The organism is Burkholderia sp. SCN-KJ (genome assembly GCF_024656005.1).
Taxonomy (GTDB): Bacteria; Pseudomonadota; Gammaproteobacteria; order Burkholderiales; family Burkholderiaceae; genus Burkholderia.
In genome coordinates this window covers 148,517-172,712 of sequence record NZ_JANKOG010000001.1, presented here as the reverse complement: position 1 = coordinate 172,712, position 24,196 = coordinate 148,517, and the positions used below count along the sequence as shown (strand labels likewise).

General features: G+C 66.1%; 26 protein-coding genes. 20 read left to right on the top strand and 6 right to left on the bottom strand.

Features of this window, described 5'->3' with window-relative positions; all coding sequences use genetic code 11:
- The first annotated feature begins 36 nt into the window (after positions 1–36).
- From lapB to cysM, 6 genes are all read left to right on the top strand, one after another.
- Entirely contained in the window at positions 37–1,209 is a 1,173-nt protein-coding gene (gene lapB, locus NQV17_RS00800) for a lipopolysaccharide assembly protein LapB (protein WP_257767950.1), read from the top strand.
- Between the two features lie 90 nt (positions 1,210–1,299).
- Positions 1,300–2,700 carry a UDP-glucose/GDP-mannose dehydrogenase family protein gene (locus NQV17_RS00795; RefSeq protein WP_257767948.1) on the top strand — a complete coding sequence of 467 codons (1,401 nt, stop codon included), beginning with the start codon at positions 1,300–1,302 and terminating at the stop codon, positions 2,698–2,700.
- A 7-nt stretch (positions 2,701–2,707) separates the two neighbouring features.
- Positions 2,708–3,658 (top strand): D-glycero-beta-D-manno-heptose-7-phosphate kinase, encoded by a 951-nt coding sequence (rfaE1, locus tag NQV17_RS00790; RefSeq protein ID WP_257767946.1) that lies wholly within the window; start codon positions 2,708–2,710, stop codon positions 3,656–3,658.
- Between the two features lie 58 nt (positions 3,659–3,716).
- Complete coding sequence (gene rfaD, locus NQV17_RS00785; protein WP_257767944.1) at positions 3,717–4,709, top strand: ADP-glyceromanno-heptose 6-epimerase; 993 nt, start codon at positions 3,717–3,719, stop codon at positions 4,707–4,709.
- Positions 4,710–4,783: 74 nt separating this feature from the next.
- On the top strand, positions 4,784–5,128 hold the full coding sequence (locus tag NQV17_RS00780; RefSeq protein WP_044844831.1) for a helix-hairpin-helix domain-containing protein: 345 nt from the start codon (positions 4,784–4,786) through the stop codon (positions 5,126–5,128).
- 206 nt (positions 5,129–5,334) lie between these two features.
- Complete coding sequence (gene cysM, locus NQV17_RS00775) at positions 5,335–6,237, top strand: cysteine synthase CysM (protein WP_044844830.1); 903 nt, start codon at positions 5,335–5,337, stop codon at positions 6,235–6,237.
- Between the two features lie 75 nt (positions 6,238–6,312).
- Here cysM and mltB read toward each other — a convergent pair whose 3' ends face one another.
- Positions 6,313–7,662, bottom strand: coding sequence for a lytic murein transglycosylase B (gene mltB / locus NQV17_RS00770; protein WP_257767937.1), 1,350 nt, complete (start codon positions 7,660–7,662; stop codon positions 6,313–6,315).
- Positions 7,663–7,705: 43 nt separating this feature from the next.
- Here mltB and NQV17_RS00765 point away from each other — a divergent pair, with 43 nt between their 5' ends.
- Positions 7,706–8,629, top strand: coding sequence for a histone deacetylase family protein (locus NQV17_RS00765; RefSeq protein WP_257767935.1), 924 nt, complete (start codon positions 7,706–7,708; stop codon positions 8,627–8,629).
- A gap of 22 nt (positions 8,630–8,651) precedes the next feature.
- On the opposite strand, the gene NQV17_RS00760 is transcribed toward NQV17_RS00765, so the two are convergent.
- Positions 8,652–9,575, bottom strand: a complete 924-nt coding sequence (locus NQV17_RS00760) for an alpha/beta hydrolase (protein WP_257767933.1) — start codon at positions 9,573–9,575, stop codon at positions 8,652–8,654.
- A 217-nt stretch (positions 9,576–9,792) separates the two neighbouring features.
- On the opposite strand from NQV17_RS00760, the gene NQV17_RS00755 reads away from it, so the two are divergent.
- From NQV17_RS00755 to NQV17_RS00735, 5 genes are all read left to right on the top strand, one after another.
- Positions 9,793–10,827, top strand: a complete 1,035-nt coding sequence (locus tag NQV17_RS00755; protein WP_044844826.1) for a methionine ABC transporter ATP-binding protein — start codon at positions 9,793–9,795, stop codon at positions 10,825–10,827.
- A complete protein-coding gene (locus NQV17_RS00750) occupies positions 10,817–11,470 on the top strand; it encodes a methionine ABC transporter permease (RefSeq protein WP_257767930.1) in 654 nt (217 codons plus the stop codon). Before NQV17_RS00755 ends, NQV17_RS00750 begins: the two co-directional genes overlap by 11 nt.
- A 30-nt stretch (positions 11,471–11,500) precedes the next feature.
- Positions 11,501–12,295, top strand: coding sequence for a MetQ/NlpA family ABC transporter substrate-binding protein (locus NQV17_RS00745; RefSeq protein ID WP_257767928.1), 795 nt, complete (start codon positions 11,501–11,503; stop codon positions 12,293–12,295).
- 229 nt (positions 12,296–12,524) lie between these two features.
- Complete coding sequence (locus NQV17_RS00740) at positions 12,525–13,274, top strand: electron transfer flavoprotein subunit beta/FixA family protein (RefSeq protein WP_021157446.1); 750 nt, start codon at positions 12,525–12,527, stop codon at positions 13,272–13,274.
- 16 nt (positions 13,275–13,290) lie between these two features.
- Positions 13,291–14,226 (top strand): electron transfer flavoprotein subunit alpha/FixB family protein, encoded by a 936-nt coding sequence (locus tag NQV17_RS00735; protein ID WP_060309578.1) that lies wholly within the window; start codon positions 13,291–13,293, stop codon positions 14,224–14,226.
- 322 nt (positions 14,227–14,548) lie between these two features.
- On the opposite strand, the gene NQV17_RS00730 is transcribed toward NQV17_RS00735, so the two are convergent.
- Positions 14,549–15,835, bottom strand: coding sequence for a D-amino acid dehydrogenase (locus NQV17_RS00730; protein ID WP_124521932.1), 1,287 nt, complete (start codon positions 15,833–15,835; stop codon positions 14,549–14,551).
- 145 nt (positions 15,836–15,980) lie between these two features.
- Here NQV17_RS00730 and NQV17_RS00725 point away from each other — a divergent pair, with 145 nt between their 5' ends.
- Both NQV17_RS00725 and NQV17_RS00720 read left to right on the top strand, forming a co-directional pair.
- Positions 15,981–16,469 (top strand): Lrp/AsnC ligand binding domain-containing protein, encoded by a 489-nt coding sequence (locus NQV17_RS00725; protein WP_044844820.1) that lies wholly within the window; start codon positions 15,981–15,983, stop codon positions 16,467–16,469.
- 91 nt (positions 16,470–16,560) lie between these two features.
- On the top strand, positions 16,561–17,739 hold the full coding sequence (locus NQV17_RS00720; protein WP_257767920.1) for a PA0069 family radical SAM protein: 1,179 nt from the start codon (positions 16,561–16,563) through the stop codon (positions 17,737–17,739).
- Between the two features lie 18 nt (positions 17,740–17,757).
- Here the strand turns inward: NQV17_RS00720 and NQV17_RS00715 are convergent, their stop codons facing one another.
- Both NQV17_RS00715 and NQV17_RS00710 read right to left on the bottom strand, forming a co-directional pair.
- Entirely contained in the window at positions 17,758–18,228 is a 471-nt protein-coding gene (locus tag NQV17_RS00715; protein ID WP_257767918.1) for a TM2 domain-containing protein, read from the bottom strand.
- Between the two features lie 111 nt (positions 18,229–18,339).
- Positions 18,340–19,479 carry a sorbosone dehydrogenase family protein gene (locus NQV17_RS00710; RefSeq protein ID WP_257768799.1) on the bottom strand — a complete coding sequence of 380 codons (1,140 nt, stop codon included), beginning with the start codon at positions 19,477–19,479 and terminating at the stop codon, positions 18,340–18,342.
- A 153-nt stretch (positions 19,480–19,632) separates the two neighbouring features.
- Here NQV17_RS00710 and rpsP point away from each other — a divergent pair, with 153 nt between their 5' ends.
- From rpsP to NQV17_RS00680, 6 genes are all read left to right on the top strand, one after another.
- Positions 19,633–19,887: a 30S ribosomal protein S16 gene (gene rpsP / locus NQV17_RS00705; protein WP_006476550.1), complete on the top strand. Its 255-nt coding sequence runs from the start codon at positions 19,633–19,635 to the stop codon at positions 19,885–19,887.
- A gap of 42 nt (positions 19,888–19,929) precedes the next feature.
- Entirely contained in the window at positions 19,930–20,607 is a 678-nt protein-coding gene (gene rimM, locus NQV17_RS00700) for a ribosome maturation factor RimM (RefSeq protein WP_257767915.1), read from the top strand.
- Positions 20,607–21,401 carry a tRNA (guanosine(37)-N1)-methyltransferase TrmD gene (gene trmD, locus NQV17_RS00695; protein ID WP_257767913.1) on the top strand — a complete coding sequence of 265 codons (795 nt, stop codon included), beginning with the start codon at positions 20,607–20,609 and terminating at the stop codon, positions 21,399–21,401. Before rimM ends, trmD begins: the two co-directional genes overlap by 1 nt.
- Before the next feature lie 133 nt (positions 21,402–21,534).
- Positions 21,535–21,927, top strand: coding sequence for a 50S ribosomal protein L19 (gene rplS, locus NQV17_RS00690; protein WP_006486838.1), 393 nt, complete (start codon positions 21,535–21,537; stop codon positions 21,925–21,927).
- Between the two features lie 87 nt (positions 21,928–22,014).
- Positions 22,015–22,701, top strand: coding sequence for a CoA pyrophosphatase (locus NQV17_RS00685; RefSeq protein WP_257767911.1), 687 nt, complete (start codon positions 22,015–22,017; stop codon positions 22,699–22,701).
- A gap of 119 nt (positions 22,702–22,820) precedes the next feature.
- Complete coding sequence (locus NQV17_RS00680) at positions 22,821–23,759, top strand: CobD/CbiB family protein (protein ID WP_044844813.1); 939 nt, start codon at positions 22,821–22,823, stop codon at positions 23,757–23,759.
- A 75-nt stretch (positions 23,760–23,834) separates the two neighbouring features.
- Here NQV17_RS00680 and NQV17_RS00675 read toward each other — a convergent pair whose 3' ends face one another.
- Positions 23,835–24,152: a DUF2007 domain-containing protein gene (locus NQV17_RS00675; protein ID WP_257767908.1), complete on the bottom strand. Its 318-nt coding sequence runs from the start codon at positions 24,150–24,152 to the stop codon at positions 23,835–23,837.
- Positions 24,153–24,196 lie beyond the last annotated feature (44 nt).

Genomic DNA, 24,196 nt, shown 5'->3' with positions numbered 1-24,196 from the left:
TCCCGCGCGGTTTTCGTCTCTGCTTCGATATTTCGCATGGATCTGGATTTCTGGTGGTTGCTCGCGATTCCGGTGGCGTTCGCGCTCGGCTGGGCGGCGTCACGCTATGACCTGAAGAACCTCCTGTCGGAGAGCGCCAACCTGCCGCGATCGTATTTCCGCGGCCTGAACTTTCTGTTGAACGAACAACCGGACAAGGCGATCGACGCGTTCATCGAGGTCGCGAAACTCGACCCCGAGACGGTCGAGCTGCACTTCGCGCTCGGCAACCTGTTCCGCCGTCGCGGCGAAACGGACCGTGCGATCCGCGTGCACCAGAATCTGCTGAGCCGCACGGACCTGCCGGTCAACGAGCGCGACCATGCGCTGTACGAGCTCGGCCAGGATTTCCTGAAGGCCGGGCTGCTCGATCGTGCCGAGGAGGCCTTCCACCGGCTCGCCGACGGCGACTACGCGCTGGGCGCGCAGCGGGCGCTGCTGACGATCTACGAGATCGAGAAGGACTGGAACAAGTCGATCGACACCGCGAAGCGCATCGAATCGATGAGCGACAAGCCGCTCGGCACCGAAATCGCGCAGTTCCATTGCGAACTCGCGCAGGACGCGCTGCAACGCAAGAACGCCACGGCCGCGGCCGAGCAGTTGAAGCTCGCGCTTGCCGCGAACCCGCAGAACGTCCGCGCGACGATCCTGTCGGGTGATGCCGCGCAGGCGGCGGGCGATCACGCGGCCGCGATCGAGCACTGGAAGCGCGTCGAGGCGCAAAATCCCGCTTATCTGCCGCTCGTCGCAGACAAGCTGATGAAGGCCTATGTCGCGCTCGACAAGCCGGTCGAGGGCGCCGAGCTGCTGATGGGCTACGTCGATCGCTATCCGTCGAACGACCTGCTCGATGTTGCGTATCAGCACATCGCCGGGTTGCGCGGCCAGGACGCGGCACATACGCTCGCGCGCACGCAGATGGAGAAGTCGCCGAACCTGTCGGGCATGCTGCACCTGCTCGATGCGCAGATCGCGGCCGCCGACGAGCCGCGCCGTAAGGAACTTGAAATGATGCGCGCGCTGATCAAGCAGCGCACCAAAAATCTGCCACGCTATACGTGCCAGAATTGCGGTTTCCGGGCACGGCTCTTCTACTGGCAGTGCCCCGGATGCAGCGGCTGGGAAACCTATGCGCCGCGCCGCGTCGAACCTGCGATGCCGGGTTGATCCCGGCGCGCGGCGCCGACGCACTGCGGTTCCCGCCGGGTCCGGCCCGGCGGGCAAGTTAGTCAATTACCGGGACGTACCGGAACATCTATGAAAATCACCATCATCGGCACCGGCTATGTCGGTCTCGTCACAGGCTCCTGCCTCGCCGAGATCGGCCACGACGTCTTCTGTCTGGACGTCGATCCGCGCAAGATCGAGATCCTGAACAATGGCGGGATGCCGATTCACGAACCGGGCCTGCTGGACATCATCGCGCGCAATCGCGCGGCAGGGCGTCTGCGTTTCTCGACGGACATCGAGGCGAGCGTCGCGCACGGCGAGATCCAGTTCATCGCCGTCGGCACGCCGCCCGACGAGGACGGTTCGGCCGACCTGCAATACGTGCTCGAGGCCGCGCGCAACATCGGTCGCTACATGACCGGTTTCAAGGTGATCGTCGACAAGTCGACGGTGCCGGTCGGCACCGCGCAGCGCGTGCGCGCGGTGGTCGACGAGGCGCTCGGCGCCCGCGGGCTCGCGGGCAGCGTCGCGCACCGTTTCTCGGTCGTATCGAATCCGGAATTCCTGAAGGAAGGCGCGGCAGTCGAGGACTTCATGCGCCCGGACCGGATCGTCATCGGCGTCGACGACGACGAGACGGGCACGGTGGCGCGCGAAAGGATGAAGAAGCTGTACGCACCGTTCAACCGCAATCACGAGCGCACGATCTACATGGACGTGCGTTCGGCGGAATTCGCGAAATATGCGGCGAATGCGATGCTCGCGACCCGCATCTCGTTCATGAACGAGATGTCGAATCTCGCCGACAAGGTCGGTGCCGACATCGAGGCCGTGCGCCGCGGGATCGGTTCCGATCCGCGCATCGGCTATCACTTCCTGTACGCGGGCGTCGGCTACGGCGGCTCGTGCTTCCCGAAGGACGTTCAGGCACTGATCCGCACCGCCGGCGAGAACGGCCAGCCGCTGCGCATCCTGGAGGCCGTCGAAGCGGCCAACTCGGCACAGAAGGACGTGCTGATCGGCAAGATCGAGCAGCGCTTCGGCGCGGACCTGACCGGTCGCGAATTCGCGGTCTGGGGCCTCGCGTTCAAGCCGAATACGGACGACATGCGCGAGGCGCCGAGCCGTCGGCTGATCGCCGCACTGCTCGGGCGCGGCGCGATCGTGCGCGCGTACGATCCGGTCGCGATCGACGAGGCGCGCCGCGTGTTTGCGCTCGATCTCGGCGAGGCTTCCGACGCGCTTGCGCGTCTGCATTTCGTCGATACCCAGGACGCGGCCCTGAGCGCCGCGGATGCGCTCGTGATCGTCACCGAGTGGAAGGAATTCCGGAGCCCGGATTTCACGCGCCTGAAGGCCGAACTGAAGGCGCCGGTGATCTTCGACGGACGCAACCTGTACGAACCGGACGCGATGGCCGAACTCGGCTTCGACTACCATGCGATCGGGCGTCCGCATGTCGATCCGCAGTCCTCCTCCCGTGGATGAGCGCACGATGACGACCCTTCGCGAAGTGGTGCCGGTCCCGCGCGCGCAGCTCGCGCGTTCGCGGGTGCTCGTGGTCGGCGACGTGATGCTCGACCGCTACTGGTTCGGCAACGTCGACCGTATTTCACCGGAAGCGCCGGTGCCCGTCGTGCACGTGCAGCGCCAGGAAGAGCGGCTCGGCGGCGCGGCCAACGTCGCGCGCAACGCCGTGACGCTCGGCGCCCAGGCCGGGCTGCTGTGCGTGGTCGGCTGCGACGAACCCGGCGAGCGGATCGTCGAGCTGCTCGGCAGCAGTGGCGTCACGCCCCATCTCGAGCGCGACGCTGCGCTGCCGACCACCATCAAGCTGCGCGTGCTTGCGCGCCAGCAGCAGCTGCTGCGCGTCGATTTCGAAGCGATGCCGACGCACGAGGTGCTGCTCGCCGGGCTCGCGCGGTTCGACGCGCTGCTGCCGCAGCACGACGTCGTGCTGATGTCGGATTACGCGAAAGGCGGGCTGACGCACGTGACGACGATGATCGAGAAGGCGCGCGCGGCCGACAAGCCGGTGCTCGTCGATCCGAAGGGCGGCGACTGGGCGCGCTATCGCGGCGCCTCGCTGATCACGCCGAACCGCGCGGAGTTGCGCGAAGTCGTCGGTCAGTGGCATTCGGAAGACGACCTTCGCGCGCGCGTCGCCAAGCTGCGCGCGGAGCTCGATCTCGATGCGTTGCTGCTCACGCGTTCGGAAGAGGGGATGACGCTCTTTTCCGCCGCGGGCGAACTGCACGCGCCGGCGCTCGCGCGCGAGGTGTACGACGTGTCGGGGGCGGGCGATACCGTGATCGCGACCGTCGCGACGATGCTCGGCGCAGGCGTGCCGCTCGTCGACGCCGTCGTGCTGGCGAACCGTGCCGCGGGTATCGTGGTCGGCAAGCTCGGCACGGCGACCGTCGGCTACGACGAACTGTTTCACTGAGCGCATCGGGCGGCGCACGCGCCGGCCGGACGGCTCCCATTTTTCAGGCAGGACGACCATGACCATCATCGTCACCGGCGCAGCCGGTTTTATCGGCGCGAACCTCGTCAAGGCGCTCAACGAGCGTGGCGAGTCGCGCATCATCGCGGTCGACAATCTGACGCGCGCGGAAAAGTTCCGCAATCTCGTCGATTGCGAGATCGACGACTATCTCGACAAGACGGAATTCGTCGAACGCTTCGCACGCGGCGATTTCGGCAAGGTACGCGCGGTGTTCCACGAAGGCGCCTGTTCGGACACGATGGAAACCGACGGCCGCTACATGATGGACAACAACTTCCGCTACAGCCGCGCGGTGCTCGATGCGTGCCTCGCGCAGGGCGCGCAGTTCCTGTATGCGTCGTCGGCGGCGACCTACGGCGGCTCGACGCGCTTCGTCGAGGAGCGTGAGGTCGAGGCGCCGCTGAACGTCTACGGCTATTCGAAGTTCCTGTTCGACCAGGTGGTCCGCCGCGTGCTGCCGAGCGCGAAGAGCCAGATCGCCGGGTTCCGCTACTTCAACGTGTACGGCCCGCGCGAGACGCACAAGGGCCGCATGGCGTCGGTCGCGTTCCACAACTTCAACCAGTTCCGCGCGGAAGGCAAGGTCAAGCTGTTCGGCGAGTACAACGGTTATGCGCCGGGCGAGCAGACGCGCGACTTCGTGTCGATCGAGGATGTCGCGAAGGTGAACCTGTTCTTCTTCGATCATCCGGAGAAGTCGGGCATCTTCAACCTCGGCACCGGCCGCGCACAACCGTTCAACGACATCGCGTCGACCGTCGTGAACACGCTGCGCGCGCTCGACGGCCTGCCGCCACTGACGCTCGCGCAGCAGGTCGAGCAGGGGCTGATCGAATACGTGCCGTTCCCGGATGCGCTGCGCGGCAAGTACCAGTGCTTCACGCAGGCCGACCAGACGAAACTGCGTGCTGCCGGCTACGATGCGCCGTTCCTGACGGTGCAGGAAGGTGTCGACCGCTACGTGCGTTGGCTGTCCGGCCAGGTTTAAGTCCGCGCGTCGCATCGCTAGACTGGGTCTCACGGTCGGCAGCCGCCGACCGTTTTTCATCGGAGATCCAGCACATGATCAGGAAATGGTTTGCCGCCGCCGCGATGTTCGGCGCGATCGCGTCGGCCTGGGCGGCCGTCGACGTCAACACCGCGAACGAGGATGCACTCGTCGGCATCAAGGGCATCGGTCCCGCGCGGGCAAAGGCGATTCTCGACGAGCGCGGCGCACGCGGTCCGTTCAGGAATGCAGACGATCTTGCATCGCGCGTGAAAGGCATGGGCGGCCATACGGTCGAGCGCCTACAGCAGGAGGGGTTGACGATCGGCGCAGCAGGCTCGGGTGCGCAGGCACCCGCCGCGGGCAAGCCCGCGGCAGTGAAACCTGCCGCGGCGCCCGCCCGCACTGCGCAGAAGTAACGCACGCGAGGCGAAGGGCTCCTTCAGTCGCCGTCGTTGCGACGGCTTCCCGCGGCATGCCGCGGGTTTTTTGCGTGCATGCTGCACGCGCACAATCGTGAATCGCGGGCACGCCTATTCCACCGTCGCAATGGGGGTTGCCGGCGCGAGCTCCGGCGCTGGTTTACAATCAATCGATTGATCAGCCTCGCACTCACGGTATCTCCATGGCTTACAAAACTATCGAAGACACGATCGGCAACACGCCGCTCGTGCAACTGGTCCGCCTGCCGGACGACGAGATTCGCGCACGCAACAACGTGTTGCTCGCCAAGCTGGAAGGCAACAATCCGGCCGGTTCCGTGAAGGATCGCCCGGCGCTGTCGATGATCAGCAAGGCCGAGGCGCGCGGCCGCATCAAGCCGGGCGATACGCTGATCGAGGCGACGAGCGGCAATACGGGCATCGCGCTCGCGATGGCCGCGGCGATCCGCGGTTACAAGATGGTGCTGATCATGCCGGAGGACCTGTCGGTCGAGCGTCGCCAGAGCATGGCCGCGTACGGTGCCGAAATCATTCTGACGCCGGTAAAGGGCGGGATGGAACTGGCGCGCGACCTCGCGGAGCAGATGCAGCGCGAAGGCAAGGGCGTGATCCTCGATCAGTTCGGGAACCCTGACAACCCGATCGCGCACTACGAAGGAACGGGCCCGGAGATCTGGCGCGACACCGAGGGGCGCGTCACGCACTTCGTGTCGGCGATGGGCACGACGGGCACGATCATGGGCACGTCGCGTTTCCTGAAGGAACAGAATCCGGCGATCGAGATCGTTGGCGCGCAGCCGGAAGAAGGGTCGCGCATCCCGGGCATTCGCAAGTGGCCGGAGGCCTATATGCCGACGATCTTCGATCGCAGCCGCGTCGATCGCGTCGAGAGCGTGAGCCAGGCCGCGTCCGAAACGATGGCGCGCCGGCTCGCGGCCGTCGAAGGCATCTTTGCCGGCATCTCGTCGGGTGGCGCATGCGAAGTCGCGATGCGCATCGCGCGCCAGGTCGAGAACGCGACGATCGTGTTCATCGTCTGCGATCGCGGCGACCGCTACCTGTCGACCGGCGTGTTTCCTGCCTGAGCCGGAACGGCATCGGCAGGATCACGCGAAAAAAAGCGCCGCACGAGCGGCGTTTTTTCTTTGCGCGGGCCGAGCTTACTGCGCCGGCGCTTCCGTGTCCGCCGCGGGCAGCGGCAGTGCGCCGCTCGCTTCCATCTGCGCCTTCACGGCTTCGCCGAGCTGGTACACGGTGAGCGCGTAGAAGAAGCTGCGGTTGTAGCGCGTCAGCACGTAGAAGTTCTTGAGGCCGAGCATGTACTCGGTCGCGCGCCCCGGCGACGGCAGATCGACCACGGTCACCGGCGTGCCGGCTTCGGTGGTGATATTGACCGTCGGCTCGTTGAGCGTCATGCCGGCGCGCAGCAGCTGCGACAGTGCCCAGTGCGGTTCGGGCTGGCCGTCCGCGGCCGCCTGGGCGATGCCGAGGCTGCCCGTGTCGGGCGTGATCCGCCAGACCACCGGGCGATCGGTTTCCCAGCCGTGCTGCTTCAGGTAGTTTGCGACGCTGCCGATCGCATCGGCAGGACTGCTGCGCAGATCGACGTGGCCGCCGCCGTCGTAGTCGACCGCATACTCGCGGATGCTGCTCGGCAGGAACTGCGGGATGCCGATCGCGCCCGTGTACGAGCCGAGCACGGTGGTCGGGTCGAGCTGGTTGTCGCGGGTCCAGACGAGGAAGTCCTCGAGGTTCTTGCGGAACGTGGCCTGGCGACTGTCGCGATTCGGCGTGTCCGGGTAGTCGAACGTGAGCGTCGTCAGCGTATCGAGCACGCGGAAGTTGCCCATGTAGCGGCCGTAGATCGTTTCGACGCCGATGATGCCGACGATCACTTCGGGCGGCACGCCGAATTCCTGGGACGCGCGCTGCAGCGTCGCCTGGTTCGCCTTCCAGAACTTCACGCCCGCGTTGATGCGGATCGGTTCGATGAAGCGCGAACGATAGACGCTCCAGTTCTTCACCGAAGGCGTCGGCGCCGGCTTCACGAGTTTCACGGCCGTGGCCGAGTAGCTGACGCGCGAGAACAGCGCATGCAGGCTCGCGGAATCGAAGCCGTTGCGGCTCACCATCTCGTCGATGAACGCATCGACCTTCGCGTTGCTCGCGTAACGCTGCGGAACGATCTCCTCTTCGAAGGTCTGGCCCGGCGGCGCCGGCTGCTGCGGTTGCGCCTGCGCGACGAGCGTGCCGGGGGACTTCGCAGGCTGTGTTTGCGCGACGGCGGGTGCGGCGGCCAGGGTAGCGGCGACGGCAGCGGCAACGAGCGGAACGCGAACGCGCAATAGTGCGGAGAGAAGGGCGGCAGGCTTGCTGGAATTCATGTCGAAGCGGGCGGACAGGGCGATGGGGTTCGGCGCAGTATACCCGACGCACCTTGCGTGACGGGGCGTAGCAGCGCATCGTTGTGGTAAGTTAGCGGCGAATTCGCGGCAGACGATGGACATCATTGATGGAGACCTGCGGCGCACCCCGCGTCGCGGATGACAGCTTATGGCAACCGCCTTCTATACGCACCCCGACTGCATGCTGCACGAGATGGGGGAATGGCATCCGGAATGCCCGGCCCGACTGTCGGCGATCCAGGATCAGCTGATCGCGAGCCGCATCGACGACCTGATCGTGCACGAAACCGCGCCGTTCGCGAGCGAGGTGGCGCTGGGCCGCGTGCATACGCAGGCCCATATCGACTACATCCGCAGCATGATGCCCGTCGACGGCTACGTCGAGATCGATCCCGACACGCTGATGAACCGCGACACGTGGCGCGCCGCGCTGCGTGCGGCCGGCGCCGCGATCGCGGCGACCGACGCGGTGATCGGAGGCCGCTACGCGAATGCGTTCTGCAGCGTTCGGCCGCCCGGCCATCACGCGGAACCCGCGCGCGCGATGGGCTTCTGCTTCTTCAACAACGTCGCGATCGCCGCGCGGCACGCGCTCGACGTGCACGGCCTCGAGCGGGTCGCGATCATCGATTTCGACGTGCACCACGGCAACGGCACCGAAGCTGCGTTCGCGAACGACGAGCGCGTGCTGATGTGCAGCTTCTTCCAGCATCCGCTGTACCCGTTCTCGGGCGCCGATCACCAGGCGCCGAACATGGTCAACCTGCCGATGCCTGCGCGCAGCAACGGGATGGCGATCCGCGAAGCGGTCGACATGTTCTGGCTGCCGCGTCTCGACGCGTTCAAGCCGCAAATGCTGTTCGTGTCGGCCGGTTTCGACGCGCATCGCGAGGACGACATCGGCAACCTCGGTCTCGTCGAATCCGATTTCGAGTGGCTGACCGCGCAGGTCGTCGACGTCGCGCGCCGGCATGCGCAGGGCCGCATCGTCAGCTGTCTCGAGGGCGGCTACAACCTGTCGGCACTCGGGCGCAGCGTCGTCGCGCACCTGCGCGTGCTGGCCGGCATCTGACCGACAGCGGATCGGCGCGCGCTCAGCGCGCCGGCACGTGCGCGTGAATCCACGCGATCAGCGCATCGATCACGCGGTCGCGCTCGAGATCGTTCATCGTTTCGTGGAACCCGCCTTCGTATAGCGTCAGCGTGCGATCGGGCGAGCCGACGCGGGCGCCGAACGCGCGGCTTCCATCGGGTTCGGTCAGCTTGTCCTCGGTGCCGTGATAGACGAGCACCGGCACGCGCAGCGCGCCGCGACCGCGCTCGATGCGCGCCATCGCATCGAGGATTTCGGCGCCGGTGCGCGCCGGCACCGCGCCGTGGTGCACGAGCGGATCGGCGCGATTGGCCGCGACGACGGCCGGATCGCGCGACAGCAGCGCCGCATCGATCCTGATTGCAGGGAAGCTCGGCCACACGCGGCTGATGAAGCGGCTCATCGCGAGCATCCAGCGCGGCACGTCGCGTCCCGGCGCGAGCGCCGGGCTCGACAGCACGAGGCCCGCCAGCGCGTGGCCGCGAGCCGGCACGCGTTCGATCGCATACAGCGCCGCGACGGCGCCGCCCATGCTGTGCCCCATCAGGAAGAGCGGCATGGCGCCGCGGGCGGCTTCGGCAACCAGCGCATCCGCATCGTTCAGGTAATCGTCGAAACGCTCGACCCATGCGCGTTTGCCGGGCGACTGGCCGTGCCCGCGCAGATCGATCGCCAGCACATCGATGCCCGCCGCGTTCAATCTGGCCGCGAGCGCCGCGTAACGGCCCGCATGCTCGGCGAGGCCGTGGACGAGCGCGATCGTCGCAAGCGGCGGCACCGTGCCGTCGCCGGCCGGCCAGCGATACGACGCCAGTTCGAGCCCGTCCGCGGTACGCAGCCGGCCCATTCGCGGGGCGGGCGGCGATACCGGGCCTGATGCCAAGGTGGCGGCGGGTGCGGCGGCCTGCGTGGTGGTGGCGGTCATCTGGCGGGTCCCCTGTCTGGTTGGCATCGGTGTTCCGGATCATAGTCGCGGTCCCCGTGCGCCGGGCCAGCAGCGCTCCTCTAATTTCGTCTGGTTATGAAAAGATCGAAATCGATTATTAAGTGGAATGAGACGTTTGCGGTAAAATCGCCGGCTATTTCCAGATGCATCGGCGGCCGACTGGCGGGCCTCGCCAGCCGGCCGCCGTTTTGTTTACATGATCGAATTACGCAATCTGTCGCAGCGTTTCCCCGGGCCGACCGGCTGGGTCGACGCATTGCACAACGTCAATCTGACGATCCCGCAGGGAGAGGTGTTCGGCATCATCGGCCGAAGCGGCGCCGGCAAGAGCACGCTCGTGCGCACCATCAACCTGCTCACGCGGCCGACCGAAGGCAATGTCGTCGTCGGGGGACGCGATCTCACGCTGCTGTCGTCCGGCGCGCTGCGCGAAGCGCGCCGCGAAATCGGCATGATCTTCCAGCACTTCAACCTGCTGTCGTCGCGCACGGTGTTCGACAACGTCGCGCTGCCGCTCGAGCTGGCCGGCGCGAGCCGTGCCGAGATCGAGGCGGCCGTGCTGCCGCTGCTCGACCTCGTCGGGCTGTCCGCGCAGAAGGATCGCTATCCGGCGCAGATCAGCGGCGGCCAGAAGCAGCGCGTCGGCATCGCCCGCGCGCTCGCGAGCAAGCCGAAGGTGCTGCTGTCGGACGAAGCGACGTCGGCGCTCGACCCCGAGACCACGCGCGCGATCCTCGACCTGCTGAAGCGCATCAACCGCGAACTCGGCCTGACGATCGTGCTGATCACGCACCAGATGGAAGTCATCAAGCAGGTGTGCGATCGCGTGGCGGTGCTCGACGCGGGCCGCGTGGTCGAAGAGGGCCGCGTGATCGACGTGTTCCTGCAGCCGCATCACGAAGTGACGCGCGCGCTGATCGGCGACGTGATCGCGCAGGAACTGCCGCCGGCGCTGAAGGCGCGCGTGGCCGAGCGGCTGAAGACGGGCAGCGGGCATCTGCTGCGGCTCGCGTTCACCGGCTCGGGTGTCGACCAGCCGATCCTGTCGGAGACGATCCGCCGGTACGAACTCGATTTCAACATCCTGCATGGCCAGATCGACGAGATCCAGGGGCAGGCGTTCGGGTCGCTCGCGGTGCTCGCGGGCGGCGAACCGGGCAAGGTCGGGCAGGCGCTCGCGTTCCTGCGCGAGCAAGGTGTGGTGGTAGAGGAGCTTTCGTATGTTGAGTGAGATGTTCGATATGTTCGTGCAGTCGTTCTGGGAGACGCTGATCATGGTCGGCATCTCGGGGGCGGTCGGCGCGCTCGTCGGGCTGCCGCTCGGCGTGCTGCTCTACCTGACAGACCGCCAGGGCGTGCTGCAGAATATGGGCGTGAATCGCGTGCTCGGCGGCATCGTGAACGCGGTGCGCTCGACGCCGTTCATCATCCTGCTGGTCGCGGTCATTCCGTTTACGCGGCTCGTCACGGGGTCGTCGATCGGCACGGCCGCGGCGGTCGTGCCGCTGACGCTCGCGGCCGCACCGTTCGTCGCGCGGCTGGTCGAGACCGCGCTGCGCGAAGTCGACCGCGGGCTGATCGAGGCCGCCCAGTCGATGGGTGCGACGACCTCGCAGATCGTGTTCAAGGTGCTGCTGCCCGAATCGCTGCCGGGCATCGTCGCGGGCCTGACGATCACGTTCGTGTCGCTCGTCGGCTATTCGGCGATGGCCGGTGCGATCGGCGGCGGCGGGCTCGGCGATCTCGGGATCCGCTACGGCTACCAGCGCTATCTGCCGGAAGTGATGTGGACGGTCGTCGCGATCCTGATCGTGTTCGTGCAGATCGTGCAGTCGTTCGGCGACTGGCTCGTGCGCCGGCTGAGCCACAAGTAAAAACGACATTCATTCGTTGGGGGGAAGACGATGCAACGACGCTTCATGCTGAAGTTCGCGGCCGCATTCGGCGTGGCCGCACTGTTCGCGAGCGCGCACGCGCAGGCCGAAACCATCAAGGTGGGCGTGACGGGCGGCCCGCACGCGCAGATCATGGAGGTGGTGAAGAAGGTCGCGGCCAAGGGCGGCCTCGACATCCGCGTCGTCGAATTCTCGGATTACGTGCAGCCGAACGCGGCGCTCGCGTCCGGCGATCTCGACGCGAACAGCTACCAGCACGATCCGTATCTGCAGGCGCAGGTGAAGGATCGCGGCTACAAGCTGATCAAGGTCGCGGAGACCGTCACGTTCCCGATGGGCATCTATTCGAAGCGGGTGAAGTCGCTGGCCGAGTTGAAGCCGGGCGCGCGCATCGCGGTGCCGAACGATCCGACCAACGGCGGCCGTGCGCTGCTGTTGCTGCAGAAGCAGGGGCTGCTGAAGCTGCGCGCGGACGCCGGGCTCAAGGCGACGCCGCTCGACATCGTCGACAACCCGCGCAAGCTGAAGATCGTCGAGCTCGATGCGGCGCAGATTCCGCGCTCGCTCGGCGACGTCGACGCGGCGGCGATCAACACCAACTACGCGATGGAAGCGGGGTTGAAACCGAAACAGGATGCGATCGCGATCGAGGGCCCGACCGGCCCGTACGCGAACGTCCTCGCGATTCGCGAGGCCGACCTGGGCAAGCCGTGGGTCGCGAAGCTGGTCGCGGCCTATCATTCCGCGGAAGTGAAGCAGTTCATCGAACAGAAGTTCGGCGGAGCGGTGATCGCCGCCTGGTAACACGTGATGCGGGGCGCGCCCGGTGACGATTAGAGTCGATGATCGAAAACCCGGGCTTTGCGTCCGGGTTTTTTCTCTTTTAAAATAGAACGACCGTTCGCTATTGCCGGCGCGCCGGAGAGGCGCGCTATCCTCGATAGCCGCGATGGATTGGTCCGCTTGGCCGCGCAGTCATGAGGCCTCGCTATAGAATGGCCTCTGGTCGTATTCGTAACTTTGGAGCGTGTGCATGAAAATCCTGGTGCCAGTGAAAAGAGTGGTCGATTACAACGTGAAGGTCCGCGTGAAGTCGGACAACACGGGCGTCGACATCGCGAACGTGAAGATGTCGATGAACCCGTTCGACGAAATCGCGGTGGAAGAAGCGGTGCGGCTGAAGGAAGCGGGTGTCGCGACCGAAGTGATCGCGGTATCGGTCGGCGTGACGCAAGCGCAGGAAACGCTGCGCACGGCGCTGGCGATCGGCGCGGATCGCGCGATCCTCGTCGAGTCGAATGACAGCGTCGAGCCGCTGGCCGTCGCGAAGATCCTGAAGGCGCTGGTCGACAAGGAACAGCCGCAGCTGGTGATCCTCGGCAAGCAGGCGATCGACGACGATTCGAACCAGACGGGCCAGATGCTGGCCGCGCTGGCAGGCCTGCCGCAAGCGACGTTCGCGTCGAAGGTGACGATCGCCGACGGCAAGGCAACCGTGGCACGTGAAGTCGACGGCGGCGCGGAAACGCTGTCGCTGACGCTGCCGGCGGTCGTGACGACCGACCTGCGCCTGAACGAGCCGCGCTACGTGACGCTGCCGAACATCATGAAGGCGAAGAAGAAGCCGCTGGAAACCGTGAAGCCGGAAGACCTGGGCGTGGACGTCGCGCCGCGTCTGAAGACGCTGAAGGTGGCCGAGCCGCCGAAGCGCGCGGCCGGCGTGAAGGTGCCGGACGTGAAGACGCTGGTCGAGAAGCTGAAGACCGAAGCCAAGGTGCTGTAAGAGGGAGCGGAAAGAAATGACGATTCTGGTGATTGCAGAACACGACAACGCGTCGATCAAGGCCGCGACGCTGAACACGGTGGCGGCGGCCGCGAAGATCGGTGGCGACATCCACGTGCTGGTCGCGGGCCACAATGCGCAAGCGGCGGCGGACGCAGCAGCAAAGATTGCAGGTGTTTCGAAAGTGCTGCTGGCCGATGCGCCGCAACTCGAAGCGGGCCTCGCAGAAAACGTCGAAGCGACCGCGCTGAACATCGCGAAGGACTATTCGCACATCTTGGCTCCGGCTACCGCCTACGGCAAGAACATCGCGCCGCGTATCGCCGCGAAGCTGGACGTCGCGCAGATCTCCGACATCACGGCTGTCGACAGTGCCGACACGTTCGAGCGCCCGATCTACGCGGGCAACGCGATCGCGACGGTGCAGTCGAGCGACCCGATCAAGGTCATCACGGTGCGTGCGACGGGTTTCGATCCGGTGGCAGCCGAAGGCGGCAGCGCAGCGGTCGAGAAGATCGAAGCCGCGGCGGACGCAGGCAAGTCGCAGTTCGTGAGCCGTGAAGTGACGAAGCTGGACCGTCCGGAACTGACGTCGGCGAGCATCATCGTGTCGGGTGGCCGCGGCCTGGGCAGCGGCGAGAACTACACGAAGGTTCTCGAGCCGTTGGCCGACAAGCTGAGCGCCGCGCTCGGCGCATCGCGCGCGGCAGTCGACGCCGGCTACGTGCCGAACGACTATCAGGTCGGCCAGACCGGCAAGATCGTCGCACCGCAGCTGTACATCGCGGTGGGCATCTCGGGTGCGATCCAGCATCTGGCCGGCATGAAGGATTCGAAGGTGATCGTCGCGATCAACAAGGATCCGGAGGCGCCGATCTTCAGTGTGGCCGACTACGGCCTCGTCGGCGATCTGTTCGCGCTCGTGCCGGAGCTCGTGAACGAGCTGGGCTGACGCTGCGTGACTTGATGCTTCGGCGGCAAGTCGTACGAAAGGGGCGCGATGAGCGCCCCTTTTTTTGTGCGATGGCAGAAGGGGCGGGGACGCATCTGTCTTCGATGCAGCGCATCGCCATCGCACCATGCCGTACGGAACAGTTTTTGTGCGGGCAGATGGGCTCGAAGCATCGATCGTCGGCGCGAAGGCAACGCGCGTGCGCGTTGACGGAAGCCCCGTTCCGAGCCGGTATCGCATTCGCTGAAACGAAAAAAGGCGCCCCGACGGGCGCCTTCTCCATTGATGTCGACCGGCCCGCGTCGCCGCGGGCCGTCCCGACTTATGCGTATGCCGGGCGCGTCTGGCCGGCCACGTCCTTCAGGTAGCGATGCACCGACAGGTCGTCGGCCTGGATCGCCGGCTTCTTGCCCGAGATCAGGTCGGCGAGCAATTGGCCCGATCCGCACGACATCGTCCAGCCGAGCGTGCCGTGGCCGGTGTTGAGGAACAGGTTCGAGACCGGCGTGCGGCCGACGATCGGCGTGCCGTCCGGCGTCATCGGGCGCAGGCCCGTCCAGAAGGTTGCCTTCGACGTGTCGCCGCCGCCCGGGAACAGGTCGTTCACGCACATTTCCAGCGTTTCGCGGCGCGCTGCGCGCAGGTTCTTGTCGAAACCGACGATCTCCGCCATGCCGCCGACACGGATGCGCTGGTCGAAACGCGTGATCGCGATCTTGTAGGTTTCGTCGAGCACCGTCGACACGGGGGCGGCCGCCTCGTCGACGATCGGCGCGGTGATCGAATAGCCCTTCAGCGGATAGACCGGAATCTTCATCAGGTTCGAGACGAAGCGGGTCGAATACGAGCCGAGCGCGACGACGTACGCATCCGCGCGCACCGTCTCGCTGCCGCACTGCACGCCGGCGATCTTGCCACCCGCGATCGCGAGCGCGTCGATCGGCGTGTTGTAGCGGAACTTCACGCCGAGCGATTCCGCGAGCGCCGCGAGGCGCGTCGTGAACAGCTGGCAGTCGCCCGTTTCGTCGCCGGGCAGGCGCAGGCCGCCGGTCAGCTTGTGCGACACGGCGGCGAGCGCCGGTTCGGCATTTTTCAGTTCGGCCGGCGACAGCAGTTCGAACGGCACGTTCGCTTCCTGCAGCACCGCGATGTCCTTCGCCGCGCCGTCGAGTTGCTGTTGGGTGCGGAACAGTTGCAGCGTGCCGCCCGTGCGCCCTTCGTACTCGATGCCCGTGTCGGCGCGCAGCGCCTGCAGGCAATCGCGGCTGTATTCGGCGAGGCGGACCATGCGGCCCTTGTTGACCGCATAGCGCTCGGCCGTGCAGTTGCGCAGCATCTGCCACATCCACTGGAGCTGGAAGCGCGTGCCGTCGAGGCGGATCGCGAGCGGCGCGTGCTTCTCGAACATCCACTTGACGGCCTTCAGCGGCACGCCGGGCGCGGCCCACGGCGCCGCATAGCCGGGCGAGATCTGACCTGCGTTCGCGAAGCTCGTCTCGAGCGCCGGGCCGGCTTCCCGGTCGATCACCGTGACCTCATGACCGGCGCGCGCGAGGTAATACGCGCTTGCCACGCCCACCACACCGCTGCCCAGAATGACGACTCGCATAGCTGCTCCAGATGGAAGGGATCAGGTCGAGGCCGGGCGCACCTGCGTCTCCGTGTAACCTCTAGCTGATCTAGTTTTTTGCGCTATGGTATTGTCGAATGTGTAGGTTTTGTTATCGTATTTTTCAGGTTTTCAGCATAAACAAATGAGAACGCAACGCCAGCCAGTACGCTCGCTCGACAAGCTCGACCGGCGCATCCTGAAACTGCTCCAGGACGACGGCCGGATGGCGATGAAGGACCTCGCGGAACAGGTCGGACTGACCGTCACGCCGTGCATCGAGCGCGTGCGGCGCATGGAGCGCGACGGCGTGATCACCGGCTACCACGCGCGTGTCGATCCTCACCAGCTGGATGCCGCGCTGCTGGTGTTCGTCGAGATCACACTTGGCCACAAGGGCGGCAACATGTTCGAGCAGTTCCGCCGCGAAGTGATGAAGATCGACGAGGTGCTCGAATGTCATCTCGTGTCCGGCGACTTCGACTACCTGATCAAGGCGCGGATCGGCGAAATGGCCGACTATCGCAAGCTGCTCGGCGACATCCTGCTGCAACTTCCCGGCGCGGTGCAGTCGAAGAGCTATGTCGTGATGGAGGAAATCAAGGAGACGCTGACGATTTCGGTCGGCGAATGAGCGCGGCGGGGGCCCGCTGCCGGCTCCGCTATCTCGCCCTTGGCATGCTGCACCCAATACTGTATAAATATACAGTATTGGGTGCAGGCGAATGGGTGAGCACATGGACGGTCGGTCCGACAACGAATTTCCGATAGCGCCGCCGGCGCCCCGCAAGGGGCGCGGTGCGGTCGACAATCTCCAGGGGCGGTACGAAACGGCGCTGCGCGAAGCGGTCGACGACGGCTGGACGCACGAATCGGACGACACCGATCTGCCTGCTCCGCTGCGCACCCAGGTGTTCGAGGAGCGCGCGAAGAGCATCCTGACGCACAACCAGTCGCCGGACATTCCGTTCAGCGTGTCGCTCAATCCGTATCGCGGCTGCGAGCATGGCTGCATCTACTGCTTCGCACGGCCGACCCATAGCTATCTCGGCCTGTCGCCGGGGCTCGATTTCGAGAGCCGCATCTATGCGAAGGTCAACGCGGCCGAACTGCTCGAGCGCGAGATTTCGCGCAAGCGCTATGTGCCGGAGCCGATCGCGCTCGGCGTCAACACCGATGCATACCAGCCCGTCGAGCGCGATCTGCGCATCACGCGCAGCGTGATCCAGGTGATGCACGATCACGGGCTGCCGTTCGCCGCGATCACGAAATCGTCGCTGATCGAGCGCGATCTGGATCTGCTGGCCCCGATGGCCGAGCGCGGGCAGGTGATGGCCGCAGTCACGATCACGACGCTCGACGCCGATCTCGCGCGCACGCTCGAGCCGCGTGCGGCGACACCGGCGCGCCGGCTGCGTACGATCCGCGCACTGCGCGACGCGGGCGTGCCGGTGGGTGTGAGCATTGCACCGATGATCCCGTTCGTCACCGAGCCGGACATGGAGCGCGTGCTGGAAGCCTGTGCGGAAGCCGGCGCGACGCACGCGAGCTACATCATCCTGCGGCTGCCGTGGGAGGTCGCGCCACTATTCAAGAACTGGCTCTCCGCGCATTTCCCCGATCGTGCGGAGCGCGTGATGAATCGCGTGCGCGACATGCGCGGCGGGAAGGACTACGACTCGGATTTCTCGAAACGGATGAAGGGCGAAGGGATCTGGGCCGACCTGTTGCGGCAGCGTTTCCGTCAGGCCGTGAAGCGGCTCGGGTTGAACGAGCGCACGAACGGCATTCTGGATCTGTCGCAGTTTCGCGGTGCGCCGGCGGCCGGGGCGGCCGCGCAGCGCGCGGTGGTGGGCGCAAACGGCGCGAAATCGCGCGACGACTTGCAGTTGAGCCTGTTCTGACCGACCCGCGTCGGCAGCTTACTGCGAGATTTGCTTCGCCGCCTCGACTTGCGACTCGAAGTACGTCTGGAACGACAGCGCGAGCGCGGTCATCAGCAGGAACGCGCCGATCAGCAGCGAGAAGATCACGATGAAGATCACCGTCCAGCCTGACCGGCTGTGCTTGCCCGTGTCGGCATTGAATTGCGCGTCCCATTTCTCGTCGGGGCGCAGGCCGTAGACGAGCGCGGCGAGGAACGCGGCCAGCAGCGAGATCGCACCCGGCACGGCGAGCCACCAGCCGAGGCCGGCACTGCGCTGGGTCGCGGCGAGCAGCAGGAAACCCGGGACCCCGACGATCGTCGCGAGCAGGTGTGCCCAGCCGTACACGTCGCGCAAGCCGTACAGGTAGAAGCGGTGCGCGCCGAGCGAGCCGAACAGGAACGCGAGGGCGGCGGTGAGCGTCTTGGAGCGGAAGCGGCGGGGCGATGATGCGGTGCTGCTGGACATGGGTGGCGGCGGATGATCGGTGGCATGGGCGGCCGGCAGGCCGGCGCAGGGCGCTCGGGCCCGGCACGCATTCTACGATGCCCGGTCGGGCCCGGTCACCCCTCGGCTGCGTCAAGGTGCCGCATAGGTGACACGGTAGATGGCGCCCGCGTAGTCGTCGCTGACGAGCAGCGAGCCGTCCGGCAGCGGCAGTACGTCGGCCGGGCGCCCCCACACGGTGCCGTCCGCGCGCAGCCAGCCCGTGATGAACGGCGTCTGGCGCGTATGACTGCCGTCGGCCGACACGACAGCGCGCATCACGCGGTAGCCGACCTTCATGCTGCGATTCCACGAACCGTGCTCGGCAATGAAGATGTTGTTGCGATACGACGCCGGAAACATCGGCCCCGTATAGAAGCGCATGCCGAGCGCCGCGACGTGCGCGCCGAGTTTCAGCGCGGGCGGCACATAGCGCCGGCACACGTCGGGGCTCCCGAATTCGGGGTCGGGCGTGTCGCCGCCATGGCAGTACGGAAAGCCGAAATCGAGGCCCGCGCGCGGCGCCCGGTTCAGCTTGTCGTCGGGCACGTCGTCGCCCATCATGTCGCGCCCGTTGTCGGTGAACCAGAGCTCGCCCGAATCGGGATGCCACGCGAAGCCGACGGTATTGCGCACGCCGCGGGCAAATACTTCGCGGTTGCTGCCGTCCGCGCGCATGCGTGCGATGATCGCGTATCGGCTGCGATCGGCGAGGCAGACGTTGCACGGTGCGCCGACCGGCACGTAGAGCTTGCCGTCGGGGCCGAACGCGATGAATTTCCAGCCGTGATGATGATCGGTCGGCAGCGCGTCCGTCACGACCGCCGGCGCGGGCGGCCTGGCGAGCCGGTCGTCGATGTGGTCGAGGCGCAGGATGCGCGACACGGCGGAGATATAGAGGGCGCCATCGCGATATGCGACGCCGACGGGCGTGTCGAGCCCCGACGCGATTACATGGCGGGCAGTGATCCGGCCCTCCTGCATCACGAAGGCATGTACGCGGCCTTCCTGCGAGCCGACATACAGGATGCCGCGCGGCGACCACGCCATTTCACGGGCGGTCGGCACGGCGTTGGTCAGCACGTCGACATGGAAGCCGGGCGGCACGACGAGTTCGTCCACCGGTGGTGCGGCGCAAGCCGAGGCGGATGCGAGACAGGTGACGAGGCCGGTCAGCAAGCCTGCGAGGCGGTGCTGCGCGCGGCGCGCCGGGGTGACGCGAAATAGCGGCATGGCGGCGGGGAGCGTCGTGGACACGACGATTGTATGCCCGGCGAACAGGGCGTCTGCGGAATTTTTGCGCGTAAGTGTTTGTTGTGGCTTTGGTTTCCGGCTATAATCGCACGTTTCAGTAGTTTCGAACCCGGTTTTCCCGAAGGATTTCATATGGTTATCATCCGTCTGGCTCGCGGCGGCTCGAAGAAGCGCCCGTTCTACAACATCGTTGCTACCGATTCGCGCAACCGTCGTGACGGCCGCTTCATCGAGCGCGTCGGCTTCTACAACCCGGTCGCCACGAAGGGCGAATCGCTGCGTATCGCTCAGGACCGCCTGACGTACTGGCAAGGCGTTGGCGCGCAACTGTCGCCGACCGTCCAGCGTCTCGTGAAGGAAGCGCAAAAGGCGCAACCGGCTGCCTAACATGGCGCGGTGTGCCGGTCGTGCCGGCTGCAAGGAGCATTGATGTCCGGTCACGATTCCGGTAACGCAAGGCGCGGGCGAGCGTCGTTTGGCGCATTCGTCCGCAAGCCGGTCGAGCGCGACACTGTCGCGAGCGCCGGTACGGCTGCCGAGCAGGGCAGCCTCGAAGCGGTGCAAGCCTGGCCCGACGATGCTGTCGAGGTCGGGGCAGTAGTCGACGCCTACGGCCTGAAAGGCTGGGTCAAGGTGGCGACGCATGCCGACGCCGGTCGCGGCGGCGATGCGCTGCTCACGGCGCGCCGCTGGTGGCTGGAACGGGGTGGGGAGCGGTTGTCCGCCCGCATCCTGCAGTCGAAGACGCACGGCGACACGGTCGTCGCGCATACCGCGGGTGTCAGCGACCGCGATGCCGCACTGGCTTTGCGCGGCTTTCGCGTGTTCGTGCGCCGGGAAGATTTCCCGGCATTGGCCGCGGACGAATTCTATTGGGTCGACCTGATCGGCCTCGAGGTCGTCAACGAGCAATCGGTGGCGCTCGGGACGGTGAGCGGGATGATCGACAACGGCGTGCATTCGATCATGCGCGTCGAGTATCCGGCAGTCGGCAAGGATGGTGGGCCGACCACCGACGAGCGGCTGATTCCGTTCGTCGGCGTCTACGTCAAGACGGTGGATCAGGCGGCACGTCGCATCGTCGTCGACTGGGAAGCCGATTACTAATGAACCAGGTTACGGAGAGCGCGGTGCAGTTCGACGTCGTCACGCTCTTTCCCGAAATGTTCCGCGCGCTGACCGACTGGGGAATCACCAGCCGGGCCGTGAAGCAGGAGCGCTTCGGGCTGCGCACCTGGAATCCGCGTGATTTCACGACGGACAACTACCGCACGGTCGACGATCGTCCGTACGGCGGCGGTCCGGGCATGGTGATGCTGGCCAGGCCGCTCGAGGCCGCGATCGATGCTGCGAAAGCCGCACAGGCGGAGCAGGGCGTCGCGAGCACGCGGGTGGTGATGATGTCGCCGCAAGGTGCGCCGTTCACGCACGAACGTGCGGTGCGGATGGCGCAGGAGCCCGGTGTCATCGTGCTGTGCGGTCGCTACGAGGCGATCGATCAGCGTCTGCTCGACCGTTGTGTCGACGAGGAAATCAGCCTCGGCGATTTCGTTCTGTCCGGCGGCGAACTGCCGGCGATGGCGATGATGGATGCCGTCGTGCGCCTGTTGCCCGGCGTGCTGAACGATGCGCAGTCGGCCGTGCAGGACAGCTTCGCCGACGGGCTGCTCGATTGCCCGCATTACACGCGCCCCGAGGAATACGAGGGTATGCGCGTGCCGGACGTGCTGCTCGGCGGGCATCATGCCGAGATCGAGAAGTGGCGGCGGCAGGAAGCATTGAAGAATACGTTGCGGAAGCGGCCGGACCTGATCGTCCGGGCGCGCCGCGAGAAGTTGCTGAGTCGTGCCGACGAGGCGTGGCTTGCGAACCTCGCACGCGAAGCGAAGAACGCCTCCTGAGGCGGCGTCGCGGACGGGAAATGGCGGTGCCGTGCATGTGTGTGCGGTGCCTGATGTGAATCCATCCTCTATCGGGGCCAGGCCTGGAAACGGGCGGGTGCAAACGCCGACAAGATGGCATAAGGAGTCAGTAATGAATCTGATCGCAAAACTTGAGCAGGAAGAGATCGAGCGCGCGCTCGCCGGCAAGACGATCCCCGATTTCGCCCCGGGCGACACGGTGATCGTGAACGTGAACGTGGTTGAAGGTAACCGCAAGCGCGTTCAGGCTTACGAAGGCGTCGTGATCGCGATTCGCAACCGCGGCCTGAACTCGAACTTCATCGTCCGCAAGATCTCGTCGGGCGAAGGCGTCGAGCGTACCTTCCAGACGTACTCGCCGCTGCTGGCGAGCATCGTCGTGAAGCGTCGCGGTGATGTGCGTCGTGCGAAGCTGTACTACCTGCGCGAGCGTTCGGGCAAGTCGGCTCGTATCAAGGAAAAGCTGGTGTCGAAGGATCGCGCCGCAGCAGCTTCCCAAGAGTAAGAGCTGTAAGGAAAAAGCACCCAACCGGGTGCTTTTTTCATTCTGGCGCGACAATATGCTCGTTATGTCACGAACGCGAGAGCCCCATTGAATCGCCGCCCCATCATCGATCCCGAAGTGCTGCCGGTCGAAGGCACCGGCGCGGGCCTGCCGTCCATCGAGTCCCGCCTGATGACGCCGCCCGGGCTGCGCGAGCGTTTTGCGCGCACGCTCGAATGGAGCGTCGAGCCCGGCGAGGCGCGGCTGCAGGAGGGCGTCGACCCGCGCAGCGCCGCCGTCCTCATCCCGCTCGTCGTTCGCGAGAGCGGCCTCACCGTGCTGCTGACCCAGCGCGCCGATCACCTGAACGACCATGCCGGGCAGATCAGCTTCCCCGGCGGCCGTCGCGAGCCGTTCGATCGCGATGCGACGGCAACCGCGTTGCGCGAGGCGAAGGAAGAAATCGGACTGGCCGCCGAGCCGGTGGAGATTCTCGGTGCGCTGCCCGACTACCTGACGGGGACCGGTTTCTGCGTGACGCCCGTCGTGGCGCTCGTGCATCCGCCGTTCACCGTGCAGGCCGACACGTTCGAAGTCGCCGAGATTTTCGAGGTGCCGCTCGCGTTCCTGATGAGTCCCGCGAACCACCAGGTGCGTGTGTTCCGCTGGGAAGGGGGCGAGCGTCGTTTTTTTGCGATGCCCTATCCCAATGGCGAATCAGCCGGGCATTACTTCATCTGGGGCGCAACTGCCGCCATGTTGCGCAATCTGTACCGCTTCTTGGCAGCCGGCTGACTTCCCGCGCTGTGCGGCGCACGCGGCCGGCCGCCGGGCGATCGCATCGTCAGCCATGCGCCGCTTACGCTGTGCTATCGTTATGCAAAAAATGACATAACTCCGAAGACGGCGCACGCATGACTTTCTTTTCGGTTCTCCTCGCTCTCATCATCGAACAGGTCCGCGCGTTGTCGCCGAGCAATCCGGTGTTCGCGCTGTTCCAGTTTCACGCGGAAACCGTCGCGCATGGCCTCGACGCCGGCAAGCAAAAGCATGGCGTGCTCGCATGGCTCGCAGTCGTGCTGCCGTGGGTGCTGATCGTCGCGCTGATCTACTTCCTGCTGTACAAGGTGAGCTTCGTGCTGGCGTTCATCTGGAACGTCGCCGTCGTGTATTTCACGCTCGGCTTCCGCCAGTTCAGCCACTACTTCACCGATATCCATCTCGCGCTCAACAACGACGACGTGCCGCGCGCGCGTGAAATCCTGCACGAGTGGACGGGCCTCGACACGGTCGACATGCCGGTCGGCGAAATCGTCCGTCATACGCTGATTCATGCGGTCGTTGCGTCGCATCGCCACGTGTTCGGCGTGTTCTTCTGGTACGTGCTGCCGATCGGTCCGGCCGGCGCCGTGCTGTACCGCATCTCCGAATATCTCGCGCGCAGCTGGTCGACGCCGGGCGACGATCGCACGGCCGCGTTCTCGACGTTCGCGCAGCGCGCGTTCTTCGTGATCGACTGGATTCCGTCGCGGCTGACCGCGCTCGGTTTCGCGATCGTCGGCAACTTCGAGGATGCAATCTACGCGTGGCGCAATCACACGCGCCAGTGGCCCGACCCGAACGACGGCGTGCTGCTCGCGGCCGGCAGCGGCGCGCTCGGCGCGCGCCTCGCGGGGCCGCTCGCGGAACCATCGAGCCTCGACGCGCTGGCGGTCGGCGACAGCGGTCCGTTGACGGTCGGTGACGATTGCACGCCGCGCACGCTGCAGTCGGCAGTCGGCCTGGTGTGGCGCGCCGTGATCCTGTGGATGATCCTGCTGTTGATGCTGACGCTGGCCGTCTGGGTATCGTGACGCGGCAGCGCAGTGCGCGATGAAACGAAAAGGCCGGCTTCATGCCGGCCTTTTTGCTGTGCGTGAGCCATCCGCTCAATCGTCGAGCGGATCGCGTATGGCGCCACATTGCCAGCAGGCCGTGAACTGGGCCTCGAGCGCCTCGCCGCACTGACGGCAGCGCCACGGCGCGGCGCCGGCCGACGGGCCGTGCGATGCGGCATCGAGAAGCCGCCGCGCGAGCGCATCGTCGCGCTCGTCGTCGAGCCACAGCTCGGGCGTGCACGCATCGGCGGGCAGGCCGCCGAGCGCACCGGTCGCGTAGCAGTTGTGCAACTCGCAGCCGATGCCGGCCGCCTGCAGCACATTCGCCCAATGCTGCGCGGTGGCGAGATCGGGGGCCTTGAAACGCATCGCGGCTCCTGTCGGTGAAGGCCGGGCGGGGCCCCGGCCGCCTT

Bases quoted from the DNA above. Each gene is read 5' to 3' on its own strand.
- lapB (WP_257767950.1), top strand. From the start codon at position 37: ATGGATCTGGATTTCTGGTGGTTGCTCGCGATTCCGGTGGCGTTCGCG.
- NQV17_RS00795 (WP_257767948.1), top strand. From the start codon at position 1,300: ATGAAAATCACCATCATCGGCACCGGCTATGTCGGTCTCGTCACAGGC.
- rfaE1 (WP_257767946.1), top strand. From the start codon at position 2,708: ATGACGACCCTTCGCGAAGTGGTGCCGGTCCCGCGCGCGCAGCTCGCG.
- rfaD (WP_257767944.1), top strand. From the start codon at position 3,717: ATGACCATCATCGTCACCGGCGCAGCCGGTTTTATCGGCGCGAACCTC.
- NQV17_RS00780 (WP_044844831.1), top strand. From the start codon at position 4,784: ATGATCAGGAAATGGTTTGCCGCCGCCGCGATGTTCGGCGCGATCGCG.
- cysM (WP_044844830.1), top strand. From the start codon at position 5,335: ATGGCTTACAAAACTATCGAAGACACGATCGGCAACACGCCGCTCGTG.
- mltB (WP_257767937.1), bottom strand. From the start codon at position 7,662: ATGATGTCCATCGTCTGCCGCGAATTCGCCGCTAACTTACCACAACGA.
- NQV17_RS00765 (WP_257767935.1), top strand. From the start codon at position 7,706: ATGGCAACCGCCTTCTATACGCACCCCGACTGCATGCTGCACGAGATG.
- NQV17_RS00760 (WP_257767933.1), bottom strand. From the start codon at position 9,575: ATGACCGCCACCACCACGCAGGCCGCCGCACCCGCCGCCACCTTGGCA.
- NQV17_RS00755 (WP_044844826.1), top strand. From the start codon at position 9,793: ATGATCGAATTACGCAATCTGTCGCAGCGTTTCCCCGGGCCGACCGGC.
- NQV17_RS00750 (WP_257767930.1), top strand. From the start codon at position 10,817: ATGTTGAGTGAGATGTTCGATATGTTCGTGCAGTCGTTCTGGGAGACG.
- NQV17_RS00745 (WP_257767928.1), top strand. From the start codon at position 11,501: ATGCAACGACGCTTCATGCTGAAGTTCGCGGCCGCATTCGGCGTGGCC.
- NQV17_RS00740 (WP_021157446.1), top strand. From the start codon at position 12,525: ATGAAAATCCTGGTGCCAGTGAAAAGAGTGGTCGATTACAACGTGAAG.
- NQV17_RS00735 (WP_060309578.1), top strand. From the start codon at position 13,291: ATGACGATTCTGGTGATTGCAGAACACGACAACGCGTCGATCAAGGCC.
- NQV17_RS00730 (WP_124521932.1), bottom strand. From the start codon at position 15,835: ATGCGAGTCGTCATTCTGGGCAGCGGTGTGGTGGGCGTGGCAAGCGCG.
- NQV17_RS00725 (WP_044844820.1), top strand. From the start codon at position 15,981: ATGAGAACGCAACGCCAGCCAGTACGCTCGCTCGACAAGCTCGACCGG.
- NQV17_RS00720 (WP_257767920.1), top strand. From the start codon at position 16,561: ATGGGTGAGCACATGGACGGTCGGTCCGACAACGAATTTCCGATAGCG.
- NQV17_RS00715 (WP_257767918.1), bottom strand. From the start codon at position 18,228: ATGTCCAGCAGCACCGCATCATCGCCCCGCCGCTTCCGCTCCAAGACG.
- NQV17_RS00710 (WP_257768799.1), bottom strand. From the start codon at position 19,479: ATGCCGCTATTTCGCGTCACCCCGGCGCGCCGCGCGCAGCACCGCCTC.
- rpsP (WP_006476550.1), top strand. From the start codon at position 19,633: ATGGTTATCATCCGTCTGGCTCGCGGCGGCTCGAAGAAGCGCCCGTTC.
- rimM (WP_257767915.1), top strand. From the start codon at position 19,930: ATGTCCGGTCACGATTCCGGTAACGCAAGGCGCGGGCGAGCGTCGTTT.
- trmD (WP_257767913.1), top strand. From the start codon at position 20,607: ATGAACCAGGTTACGGAGAGCGCGGTGCAGTTCGACGTCGTCACGCTC.
- rplS (WP_006486838.1), top strand. From the start codon at position 21,535: ATGAATCTGATCGCAAAACTTGAGCAGGAAGAGATCGAGCGCGCGCTC.
- NQV17_RS00680 (WP_044844813.1), top strand. From the start codon at position 22,821: ATGACTTTCTTTTCGGTTCTCCTCGCTCTCATCATCGAACAGGTCCGC.
- NQV17_RS00675 (WP_257767908.1), bottom strand. From the start codon at position 24,152: ATGCGTTTCAAGGCCCCCGATCTCGCCACCGCGCAGCATTGGGCGAAT.